This is a genomic window from Deltaproteobacteria bacterium (genome assembly GCA_020845775.1).
Lineage (GTDB): Bacteria > Bdellovibrionota_C > UBA2361 > SZUA-149 > JADLFC01 > JADLFC01.
In genome coordinates this window covers 1-12,019 of the sequence record JADLFC010000063.1, presented here as the reverse complement: position 1 = coordinate 12,019, position 12,019 = coordinate 1, and the positions used below count along the sequence as shown (strand labels likewise).

Annotated in this window: 10 protein-coding genes; 6 read left to right on the top strand and 4 right to left on the bottom strand. The window is 43.1% G+C overall.

Annotation, left to right across the window (positions count from 1 at the left end):
* The 4 genes from IT291_04380 to IT291_04365 form a co-directional block, all read left to right on the top strand.
* The coding region (locus IT291_04380; protein ID MCC6220462.1) for a hypothetical protein at positions 1-486 on the top strand (486 nt) is incomplete at its 5' end.
* A gap of 21 nt (positions 487-507) precedes the next feature.
* Positions 508-1,530, top strand: coding sequence for an ankyrin repeat domain-containing protein (locus tag IT291_04375; GenBank protein MCC6220461.1), 1,023 nt, complete (start codon positions 508-510; stop codon positions 1,528-1,530).
* Between the two features lie 115 nt (positions 1,531-1,645).
* The gene (locus tag IT291_04370; GenBank protein MCC6220460.1) at positions 1,646-3,148 is read left to right on the top strand and encodes a hypothetical protein; all 1,503 of its coding nucleotides are present in this window, start codon (positions 1,646-1,648) and stop codon (positions 3,146-3,148) included.
* A 280-nt stretch (positions 3,149-3,428) separates the two neighbouring features.
* Positions 3,429-5,645 carry a hypothetical protein gene (locus IT291_04365; protein ID MCC6220459.1) on the top strand — a complete coding sequence of 739 codons (2,217 nt, stop codon included), beginning with the start codon at positions 3,429-3,431 and terminating at the stop codon, positions 5,643-5,645.
* A 76-nt stretch (positions 5,646-5,721) separates the two neighbouring features.
* On the opposite strand, the gene serA is transcribed toward IT291_04365, so the two are convergent.
* The 4 genes from serA to IT291_04345 all read right to left on the bottom strand — a co-directional run bounded on the left by serA (position 5,722) and on the right by IT291_04345 (position 10,453).
* Positions 5,722-6,951 carry a phosphoglycerate dehydrogenase gene (gene serA / locus IT291_04360; protein MCC6220458.1) on the bottom strand — a complete coding sequence of 410 codons (1,230 nt, stop codon included), beginning with the start codon at positions 6,949-6,951 and terminating at the stop codon, positions 5,722-5,724.
* A 109-nt stretch (positions 6,952-7,060) separates the two neighbouring features.
* The gene (locus IT291_04355) at positions 7,061-8,914 is read right to left on the bottom strand and encodes an ABC-F family ATP-binding cassette domain-containing protein (protein ID MCC6220457.1); all 1,854 of its coding nucleotides are present in this window, start codon (positions 8,912-8,914) and stop codon (positions 7,061-7,063) included.
* A 16-nt stretch (positions 8,915-8,930) separates the two neighbouring features.
* Positions 8,931-9,644 (bottom strand): 6-phosphogluconolactonase, encoded by a 714-nt coding sequence (locus IT291_04350; GenBank protein MCC6220456.1) that lies wholly within the window; start codon positions 9,642-9,644, stop codon positions 8,931-8,933.
* Positions 9,645-9,679: 35 nt separating this feature from the next.
* Entirely contained in the window at positions 9,680-10,453 is a 774-nt protein-coding gene (locus IT291_04345) for a response regulator (protein ID MCC6220455.1), read from the bottom strand.
* A gap of 57 nt (positions 10,454-10,510) precedes the next feature.
* On the opposite strand from IT291_04345, the gene IT291_04340 reads away from it, so the two are divergent.
* Together IT291_04340 and IT291_04335 are read left to right on the top strand one after the other, a co-directional pair.
* On the top strand, positions 10,511-11,671 hold the full coding sequence (locus IT291_04340; GenBank protein MCC6220454.1) for a hypothetical protein: 1,161 nt from the start codon (positions 10,511-10,513) through the stop codon (positions 11,669-11,671).
* 27 nt (positions 11,672-11,698) lie between these two features.
* Positions 11,699-12,019 (top strand): acetoacetate--CoA ligase (locus tag IT291_04335; GenBank protein ID MCC6220453.1); only part of this gene is annotated, 321 nt, incomplete at its 3' end.

Sequence of the window (12,019 nt, the reverse complement as noted above, 5' to 3'; positions counted from 1 at the left end):
GTCGTCCAGTGGGCGCGCAAGGGCATTTCGATGCAGCTCGAGGTGTATGCCGAGACTTCGAGGTTTGGCCTTCCTGCTGGGAAGAATGCCATAACGGCTTTTGCCGCACTTGGCATCATAATGAAGCTGGCGAACAAGGATGACGTTAAGGAGATCAAGAATCCTGACGGCTCTGTTACAGCGGAGGCTAGTGAGCAGCTGGATCCGGTTACTAAGGCCCTTGCGGTGGTGACCTCGGAATCGAAAGAGTTGGGGCGTAAGACATATAAAGACAGATGTGATGAAAAGGCACCTCCTGGTTCGAGGAAGCAGGAAGACCAGTGCAAATATTGGAAGTGGAGCCTAGATCGGGAGAAAGATTGTATAAAGCTAAGGGAGGCATGGGACGATAAGTGGTGGCAAGGGAGACATGTCGAGCATATTAAAAACCAATTGCTGCCAAGAATTGAAAAGCTTCGTAGGTTGCTGGCGGAGCATTGCGACTAGTAGACCTTAAGGCTTTTACTTATGAGAGAAAAAAGATGCCTCCAAGATGTCTTGGATGTTTATGCGGATCGGCGCATTTTTAATGACCCCGCGATCACAGTTCACAGTAGGGATTGTCTGGGTGACACTCTGCTACATGCAGCCTGCGAATCTGATGATTTGGAATCGGTAAGAATTCTAGTCAATGCCGGAGCAGACGTTAACGCGTTGGGAGAATGGGAGCTGACGCCTCTTATTGTTGCCGTAAGATACGGTAGTAGCTCGGAGTTGGTGGAGTATCTGATAGAGGAAGGCGCGTCTATAGAGGTAAGGGATTTTGACGACGATACTCCTTTACATATCGCTGCCCGGCGTGGCGTTGAGCACGTTAGATTAATTCTAGATGCCGGTGCGGATGTGAACTCCCGAGGCGATATGGGTATGACCGCCTTGCATGCTGCTGTGGATTATACCAACGACAGCATGGTTGCACTATTGGTGAGTAGGGGGGCGGTTTTACTAGAGGATGAGTTTGGCAGAACTCCTCTGTCTGAAGCAGATGAGAGGTGCGATGTATATGAGCGGATATGCGACGAGTTAGAGCAGTGTGCTAGACAGTCGAGCAGTATAGCGAATTGGTCAAAGTCTAGATCGGAGCCATCTTCAGTCGAGCAAGCTGTGGAAGGAATAAAATCCTTTAAGGACGTCTCTGCGAAGTTTAGAGCCTTTGGGCAGTTTGGCAAGGAAGGGATAACGGTTCACAGCAGGGATAATAGTGGTTTTACGCTGCTACACCATGCGTGCGGAGTCGGTGATTTCGAAGCTGCGAGGACGTTGTTAGGCGAGGGTGCCGATGTAAATGCTAAGAATAATCGGGGAACGACTGCGCTCCATATGGCGGCGGAAAAGGGCTATGACCGCATCGTTAAGCTGTTGTTAGAGAATGGTGCCGTTGTACAAGAGAACGAAGCTGGAGAGTCGCCCCTAGATTTGGCGACGAAGAACCGCGATATCTATCGAAGAATACTCGAGGAGCTAAGAAAGGTTGCAACTCCCTCCGTTTAGGTGCTAGCACGGGAAGCCCTAAGCTTCGGCTTTTGGCAAAGTAGTTGCAGAAAGCGGTTTCCCAATATATTTCAAATCACTCGGCTCGCCAGACAAAACAGAATAGATCTAGTCTATGAACAAGAAAATAAGATTATTATTCCTGATAATTTCCTTTGCCAGTATTCTGCTAATTGGCTTGAGATTTAAGAATGAACCCACTGGATATCTTCATAGCTGGAACCAGATTACTACTTTAGCAGTTATCAAGTCTATTGCCGAAGATATTGGTAATATTTTGTATCCAAAAGATGTGACCAGTTTGCTGAGCTGGCGAAATTCAGAAATTAATTCCACAGAGGATCAATTTACAATATACGAGGAATTTCCTTTGTATCATCTTGTAGTCGCATCTCTTTCTAAAAATCCTAAGACCCATATCCGTCTAGCTAGAGTGCTAACAATAGCTTTTCTTGGTGTATTCCTGCTTTCGATTTTTAATATTAGCAAAAATTTAGCAGGAACAAATCAAACAAATATTTTTTGCGTTTTGTCAGCTCTAATTTCTTTTCCAATTTTATATTATGGACAAGCAACGATGAGCGATATGCCAATGGCTGCTTTAATAGCGTACGCGCTTAGCTGTATTACAAATCCTCAATTTTTTCAAAAAACTAGTTGCTCTATTAAAGCAGCCTCAGCCATTGCATTCGCGGGATTATTTAAATCGTATGCTATCCTATTTGCACCACTGCTATTAGCTCTAGCAGTAGAGAGATCCTCAAAATGGAATCAAAAATTTCTGGCATGTCTTGGATCTCTGGCAGCAACTATACCAGTGCTCGTTTGGCATTATTTCTCATTTATGCAATCGGGCCATCAGGAGATGAATTCTCACTCGTTCTATAGAAAGCTAGAAATGCTTAGTAGTAGTGAATTCTATTTTGCTATTTTAGGGTATTTAATCAGATACTTGGGGATTCTTCCATTTCTTGTGCTAATTATTTGGATCATTGTTAAATATAAATCTTTAGATTGTTGTAACAAAAAATATTGGTGGGTAATGCCTTGGGTAGCCCTTAGTTTTATATTTCTTTTAGCTACTGCCGATAAAGTTATTTACCATGACTACTACATGCTAGTAATAATTGCTCCTCTATTCATAGCAACAGGGAACGCACTAAATTGGGCATGGGTTTATCTAGAAAAAATTAAATCGAGAAAGGACTTAGCCGTAGTTGTTTTTATTACGGCAATTTTCTTGACTTATGGTCTATCGATTAAATCGTTTATTAAAGCTACTAAGCCGAATCAGGATGTTCATGAGTGCGCGGAACTGATTTCTCAAGTTACAGACAAGGATGACTTAATAGTTACACTAGCCTCCAGTGAAAGGTATAATTCACTGGAGTACTTTAGTGCTAGGAAAGGATTTTCTTACCAAAGTGAATATCCTCTAACGGAATATATCAAATCCGGGACTAAGTATTTTGTCATCAATCTTTTAGTTGCAGAAAGAGCAAATCTTGATTCATCTATTCTTGCTCAACTAAAAGCTATGAAATTGATTGATAGCAAAGCAGATTTAAGAGATTTCAAAGGTCGTAAAAGAGTATGTGAAATATATGAGCTTCGCTAGGCATCTTTAAAAGAGTTGCTATTAAGTGTTACTCAAATACTCGGCATTGATTTATCCAAGCCGTCATTTTGCACTAGTATAAATGCCTATTGAAAATGCAGAATGGGTTCACCTCAGGCTTAGGATCGGAAAACGGCGATGCTGTTTTTGGTATAATTCTTGCTGTGGCGATCGAGGCGGTGCTTAAGATTGCGAGAAGTTAATTTTATTAGGTTATTTCAGTCTGTTTTTTCCTAAAATGGGTAGGCTGGTAATCAATTTAAACAAATGGACGAGACAAATGAAAATCTTATGTTTCTTGAGACTTAGTGTATTTTGCGTAGTTGTTTTTGCCGCTTATCCGCATGTTTGTGTTGACCAAGCTTATGGACAGCAAAGTACAAATATGTGGCAGCAGGTGCCTTTGAGAAGTGCTTTGCAAAAAAGCTTGGGGCTTTCGGGAGGGGAGGGTTGGCAGGCCGTTCAGGATATTAAATATGCGCCATCAGATCCCAAGATCCTTTATCTTATTGTTGACACATCAGGAGTATGGAAGAGCGTTGATGGCGGAAACAGCTGGAAAATGAAACCACGAGGATTTGGTTCGACTGGGGGGCAGTCAATTGGCATTAAGCCAAATAACTCGAATATCGTTTTTGCGGCTGGCTCGGATATGACTGTAGGATCAACCCAGCTTCCTGGAGCTCTTCAAGGCATTTATAGGACAAAAGATGGTGGGGAGAATTGGACATTGGTTAAGCAAGCAGCGATTTACAGAGATCGGCGTTCCAAGGGCGCTAATATGTTTGCTTTTTCCGGAACCGATACTGTGTATGCCGCTACGCATAATAGCGGACTTTTAAAATCGATTAATGGTGGCGATACATGGACGACGATTATACCTCAAACAATATTAATTGGTGGAGTAGCAATGGGCGGAATCTATGACATCGAAATTAGTCCGAGCAATCCATCGATTTTATACATGACTACGAATGCCGGGTTAGTCAAGGTCACTGATAGCAGTTCTGTGTCGAGCGCCAAGATTGGAAATGGCCTGCCACGTGCGCCTTACCAAGTTGAAATAAATAAGACTTACCCCTTAGTGATATATGTTTCAGTCGGAGTTGGTGGGGTTTATAAGTCCATCGATGGGGGTCTAAATTTCAGTCCCGCAAACAGCGGTCTCAATTTAGTGGACAGGGCTTATGATTTGACTGTAAGTCCGGCAGACCCAAATTACATCTATGTTACTTATAAAGATCCGGATTTAAACGATTCAAATTACGGCTTTTTCTACTCGCATAATGGAGGCGCTAGTTGGCAAGCGCCTGTTACTATGGACAAGGATGGCATAGTTGGGTCACTTATGGGAACTTGGTATACAGGACGAAAAGGACATTCATACAGCAGTCCAGTTGCCACTCATCCTACCAATAGAGATGTTGCCGTAACCAATAATCAAGCCGAAGAACCGATTATGACGAGCGATGGAGGGGTAAGCTGGAAATATTCTTCCACGGGCTACACAGGTTCCGCTTCCGGTATTATGAGCGCGGTCCCAATTGCTTGGGATAAAACTAACTCCAATAAGTTTGCTATGTTGTTTCATGATTATGGAGCGGTTTTGACGGATACTAAGGGTGATACCTTTCGGTCAATCCCGGCCGGCAGCAATACTTTTGTTGGAGTTTTAGAAGGCAATCTGATGGTTAGTGTAAACGGTTCTTGGGATATTCAAGGCGTAATTGTTTCAAGAGACGGAGGAAGTAGTTTTACCAAGATTGCCGGAACCGATGATAAATACAAAGCTATGTTTCTTCATCCTCAAAATAATAATATTATTTACGCGCAGAAGTTTAAGTTCGCCAATATTCAAACATCGAATGCATTTACTGCGCTATCGAGAAGCGTGTTGGCGATGTATCCGAAAAATGGCAACATCGTCTATTCTGCTGGCAGAGATGCGAATGATAATCATATAATTTACAAATCAATCGATGGCGGCATTAACTGGATTACGCCTTATCCTGCTCTCGTAGGCTCTTCGGCTGGATGGTTTTCTCAAATGGCCGTAGACCCCAATAACGAGAATAGGATTTATGTGATGATACCGAGTGGCGGAGGGGTTTATGTAATAACAAACACTGTGGCAAATGGAGGAACCGCTACACTAAAGAGCGAGGCAAACGGACTTTATAAGGATCAATTCGGAATTATTAGGCCGATTGCTGTGGCTGTGGATCCAAAGAGTCCTAATGTTGTCTATGTCGGAATGTTTTCTCCATTTGGAAATTCGAGCGGGATTTTTCGATCTACCGATTATGGCAATAACTGGATCAATATTACCAGGGATTATTTCGGTGTGCATTTAAATATAGATTCTCTCATAGTAAATCCGTGGGATAGCTATGTTTACATGGGTTCCATGAGGGGTAATTGGAAACTTCCACCACCGGGCTTAGTAACTGACAACACACCACCTGCATCGCCAACTGGATTGCGTGTAGTGCAGTGAAAAGGCAACTTAAGCAGTAGAATTGATGCAAATTAATTAGGCATCGGAGATAACTTTGATGAGCCTATTTAATGCGCTAGTACAACACCCGCGTCTTAATGCTCGTGGGCAGTTTGCTAATCATCTCGCTTACACTTTTCGATAGTTCTTTGTTTAGATCCATTATGAGGTAACCAATTTTATCGCGAGTGACTAAATACTGCGCTTCCACATTAGCACCAACGCTAGAAACGATCTCGTTTATGTGGGTAAGGACACCCGGAACATTCGAATGAACATTTAGTATCCTGTGAGTATCCTGTGAGGGGGTTAAACTGGCCTCTGGGAAATTAACCGCTCCAAGAGAATTTCCGGTGTCGACAAAATCTATGAGACTTGACGACACTTCTAGGCCAATATCTCTCTGGGCTTCCCGAGTGCTACCCCCAATGTGGGGAGTCAAAATAATATTTTCAACACCAGCTAGCTCGCACCGAAACTCTTCTTTGTTACTGCTGGGTTCCTTAGGATAAACGTCTATAGCAGCCCCTGCAATATGGCCACTCGCTATGGTCTGTTTTAGAGCTTGGAGGTTTACTAAATTTCCGCGGCCGAGATTAATCAAATATGAGCCCTTTTTCATCCGGCCAAACTCTTCGACATCCATTAATGGACGAGAATCCTTTTTTGCTGGAACGTGTAGGCTCACGAAATCGGACTGTTGCAATAGTTCAGAAAAAGAGCTCACTGGTTTTGCGCGACCCAAAGGCAGTTTTTTTAGCTGATCGAAAAAAATTACGTGTAAGCCCACAGCTTCAGCAAGCAGCCCAACCTGTTGTCCTATATGTCCATAGCCAACGATCCCTATAACCTTATTTCGCACTTCTATGCAGTTAGAGGCGCTCTTTTCCCATAAGCCATTATGCATTTTTGCGCTTGAGTCCGCTATTCTTCGCGCTAATGCAATCATATTGCCTACCGCCAATTCCGCCACACTCCTAGTGCTGCTAAATGGGGCATTAAAAACTGCAACTCCGCCTTTAGAGGCTGCTTCCAGCGGAACTTGATTAGTCCCAACACCAAAACAACCAATGGCCAACAACTCGCTGGCACGCTCCAAATGCTCTTGTGTAACCTTTGTCTTAGAGCGGATCCCGAGGATGTTAATATCTACTATTTCTTCCGCTAACTCTTCTGCCGAGAGCGAACGAGGAATTTCCCGTACCACGTAGCCACGATTCTCGAACAGTTCCTTAGCGCAAGAGTGAATATTTTCAAGTAGTAATACTTTTATCGGTTCTCGGTAGAAAATGCTTTTATTGGGCATGTTAATGTACTTATGATTAGTCAACCAAATTAACGGGCTTGTTATCGACCAAGCGTATTGTATATATTAATCGAAGGCAATAATCAAAATGTTCAAGATTATCAGGTGTTCATTTTGCACCTAGCGTTTGTAGTTCGTTTTCAAATTTCTCCACCAGTCCATCAAGTTCTTGTGTCTTAGAATCGAGTTTATCGTAAAGGCGCTGACATCTATCTCTACAGTTTTTTAGGTTTTTCGAAAGCTCGCCAATTTTATTCCCGTTGTTGTTTTGAGAATTTTGCAAAATCAATTCGAGTAGTTCCTTCTCATTTTTTTCTAATTCTGAAATTTCCGTCTCAATTTTGCCGATTTCATTCCTTAGTGGCACTAAAACCTGGTTGCGGCGAGTTGTTATCTCGGCCTTTTGTTGGCGCAAAAGCTTTTTGCTTTTTGAACTAACGGCTTCCGTTTCTCCATTGGCATTTGTTTGCTCGTCCCGCCAACCAATGCGTTTTAAAAAATCTACATATCTTCCCTCGAATACGAAAGCATCGCCGTTGTCGAAAACGACTAAGCGCGAAGCCAGTCTATGCAGCAGCATCTCGCTATGAGTTACCATAATTACGGCGCCATTAAATCGCTCCAGGGCCGTGCATAGCGAATTCGTAGATTCCAGATCGAGATGATTGGTCGGCTCGTCCAAAACAAGACAATTGCAGGGAGTTGCAAGTATTTTGCCGATTAGAACTCGACTCCGCTCGCCTCCAGATAATACTCGTATTTTTTTTAGCGCCGCATCTCCTTCAAACATCATGGCAGCACAAAGCGAACGGGCAAGACCTCGATTGCTGTTTGGCACTACACTTACAATTTCTTCTTCAACTGTTTTTTCTAGATCTAGGCGATTGACATTTGTCTGCCCGAAATAACCTAGCTTTAAGTTATCTGAATGAGTAATTTCACCAGCCGTGGGTTCTAGTTCCTTGGCGAGCAATCTAAGCAATGTCGTTTTTCCCTTGCCGTTTCTTCCGATTACTGCAATTCGATCCCTTTTTCCAACGCTGAGGGATACTCCAGAAAATAGAGGAGGGCTATTGCGATCATAAGAAAAAGATACGTCTCGCAGTTCCATGGGCCATTTTCCGGGGAATTCAGTCCATGCAAACTGAAACTCCAGTGACTTAATATCTTCAAGTTTAGCCGTCGTGGCAGTTTTCTCCAAAACCTTTAAGCGGGACTGAACTTGACGAGCCTTTGAAGCTTTGGCGCGAAAACGTTCAACAAACGCCTCAGTCTGCTCTCTTTTCTTTGTCTGATTTAGCCTGGTTTGTTCGTATATCTCCTCGTCTTTAAAAAGCTGCTCGTAATATTTAGCCGTGTCCCCTTTAACTTTTCGCACTTTGGCGCGATGAATGCCCATGATGTGAGTGCTAACTTGGTTCATAAATTCCTGCTCGTGAGTTACAAGCATAATCTCTCCTCTCCAGTTCTGTAAAAAGCGCACTAGCCACCTTACCGAAAGTATATCGAGGTAGTTAGTTGGCTCATCAAGTAACAGCAAATCCGGCTTAGAGGCTAATAGCTTGGCCAAATTGAGCCTTAACTGGAAACCGCCAGAAAAACTACGAGGGTCTTTAGAAAATTCCTCAACGGAAAAACCTAGGCCGAGTAGAATTGACTCGACATTGTAAGTATTTCCCCAGGTTTCGTCTGAAACATCAATTCCGAGGGATGCTTCTTCTAAAACAGTGCTTTTGGTAAAATTCAAGTGCTGAGTGAGATAACCAATCCTGTAGCACTGCGGTACAATTATCTGTCCTTCATCGGCAGTTTCAGTGCCCGCGATAATTCGCAGCAAAGTAGTTTTGCCATGTCCGTTTCTTCCCACCAGGCCAATCCTTTCATTTTTTCCTAGGCTAAAACTGACGTCGCTAAACAACACGTGATGGCCATAAGATTTATTGAGCTTTACTACCTGAATCATAAACAACAGAGAGCTTTTAAGGTTTAATATCGCTAAGTACGTATGACTGTGAAACCGCATTTACCAATTTGGCCGGGCAATCTACTACATCAGTCGTGTCCTCAAAATAGCTTTTTAACGCATTGCGCTTGGCTTCTCCGAAAAAAAGCGCAATTGCAAAGTTAGCTGCGGTGATTAAATTAGCGCTGCAACTCATGCGCTCTGGCGGTGGCTTCGGAGCGTTATTAATGATAATAAATTTAGATTCCGTGTCGGAAACTAAAAACCTATTGGGGAACAAGGCTGCAATGTGTCCGTCCTCGCCGACGCCTAAAATTATGGCTTCGAACCGTCCCCCAAGCAGTTCGAGCTCACGCTGATAACTTCTAATCCCTTCCTCTGGATTGGCGAGATTACAGCGAAATGGGTGTAGCTGTTGATTTGATAGAAAGCCCCCGTATACGAGTTGTTGAAAAAACTTGCCAACTGGTAAAAAATTGCAGTGCTCTGAATCTGGTTCAACTATGCGTTCGTCAATCAAAAAAAACTCAAGCCTACGCCAGGATTCTATGACCAACTCATCGCGCTTTTCTATCAACTTCTCAAGTATTGGAATAATACTACGACCGCCAGAAACTCCAATGACAAGTTGTTTCTCGTTACAATGGGACGAGACAAAATTAAAGAGCAGTGAAACAGCTTTTGTAGCTAGAGAATTAATATCCGTGTTGTAGATAAAGGATGCCGACATTTAATGTTAGCCTTGTATGTATGTCGTATTAGCTATTAAGTGGACTCATCTGTTGCCAGATCGGCAATATTAGTGTCACCGATATAGTTTTTTGTATTATCGGACTTCGCTGCAACTAACTTGGTTAATATTTCATTCATAAAATCGCACTCAGATTTAATGCTCATGACGTGAGTAACAAGCGATCTGGCTTCCTCCGGTTTATGTATAAGTTTGCCAATCTCCGACTCCAGCAAATGACATTTCAAAAGAATCGTAGTTACTGGTTGTCTCAAATTATGCGCCGCTGCGCCGGCTAGTTCGAGCATGGCGAGTTGTCGCTCTTTTCTAACTAGTGAATTTTGCGCATTTGTGAGTTCGTCGTTAAGTCTAGCCAACGCCTCCTTCTGCTTGTAAATTTGCTCAGTTAATTTTCGCGTTCTCAATAGAGCTTCCACTCTAGCTTGAAGCTCCTTAACATTAAACGGTTTCGTGAGATAATCATCAGCTCCACTCTGTAGACCTTCGACACAGTCTTCTACCTCGCTTAAAGCCGTGAGCATTAGTACTGGCACAAAGCGATCCGAGAAAGCCTGCTTAAACCACTTTACGAATTCAATTCCCGTAACCTCCGGCATCATTACGTCCATGACGATTAGGTCTGGAAGTTCCTTGTTGCAGTAATCCATGGCAGTCGCGCCGCTGTCAGCTTCAGCAATGATGTGTCCGCTTGCAGCAAGCGATTGGGCAATTATTGAGCGGGTATCCTTGTCGTCATCGCAGACGAGTATTTTAGCAAAATTCTTGGCGGAAAATATTTGATGTTTCATTTTATCTCAAGTAAAACTAATACCGTTTCCGAAAATGCTTTTTTAACGGTATAAACAATGCGACACATCCTTAATATATCAACGACGGAAGCACTAAAAGCATTTTTCTTTTCGCGCCTACTAATCGCAAGTATTGCAATTCTTTCCTCTCAGATAGTGCTCGAGAAGCACTATGCTAGAGAGGGTCACAATTATCACATGAATATAGATTTAAATCCAGTTAAGGTTTTGGATTCCCTGCGAAAGATTGCGCTTAGTGCGGATGCTTCCTGGTATGTTGGTATAGCGATTAATGGGTACGATGAGGCAGTTTCCCCGTCCGATAAGGCTCGCAACTGGACGTTCTTTCCGTTTTTCCCATTGTTGATGAAGTGTGCAAGTGCAATAGTTGGGAATCATCTGCTTGCTGGCTTAATCATTTCCAATGTTTGTTTTTTCTTTGGACTCGTGTTCATGCATCGGCTTCAATGCCTTTTGGGGCTTAGTGCAGCTAGCGCAAATCGAGCAATTTGGTTCGTTGCGCTGTATCCTACGAGTTATTTTTTTTCGGTTCCGCTCACTGAGTCGCTATTCTTCTTCCTATCGGTAGTAGCGTTTTATTATTTGCGGCGCGAAAAATATATCGTTAGTGGCGTTCTCCTGTGTTTAGCAATAGCTACGCGGCCAACGGGTGCTATGATGTTGCCCGCAGTGTGTATGGCGCTAAAGGAAAGAGGGATTTTGTTTACCAGACATGCTTTGGCATTCCTACTATTGGCTCCCATTGGAATAGTTGGATTTATGTGGCTCATGTACATACTTACTACGGATCCATTGGCCTTTTACCGCAATCAATTAGCCTGGGGTCGGGGTCAGATGAACTTGATGGGACTGTTTTCCGAAATAGTTGCGCATCCACTTAAGCTTATGATTGGCTGGAATTTTATTTTATTAAACCTAGGAAGTGGTGTTTTCGTTTTTGCCGCTAGTATTTATTTTTTGTTTAAGCGTCAATACACTTGGGCGTTATTTTTGATAGTGCCATTGGCGTTTATGCTAAACACTGGCACTGTTCAATCCATGGCGCGCTTTGCCATGGTGATGTTCCCCGCCTTTTTTGCGTTATCTGAATGGACGCGAAATGCTGTTTTTGATAGAGTCGTTGTGGTTACGTCAAGTGCATTGTTGGCGTTAATGACAGCTCTTTATGCACTGCATGTAACTTCAGCAATGGCGTGAAAGTCTTTAGTAAGGATTTTAAACATAATGCCCAAGTCACTTTGGGTGCCTTCCCCTGAAGGCGTCGCAACGGCTAACCTAACGGCCTTTATGGAGACTGTTAGCAACTCTTGGAATTGCAAGCTTTCCTGTTATAAAGATTTGTATAAATGGTCTATAGCTTACCCTGAGCAGTTTTGGCCTGCGGTTTGGCAATTTTGCGACATAAGGGCTAAGAAGCCATGGGACGAGGTTTGCGCGAATGGGCATAGTATGCGCGACGCCAAGTGGTTTCGGGGAGCTAGTTTAAATTTTGCCGAGAATTTGCTTAGGTTTAAGGATACCAAACCAGCAATTGTATTTGTTTCC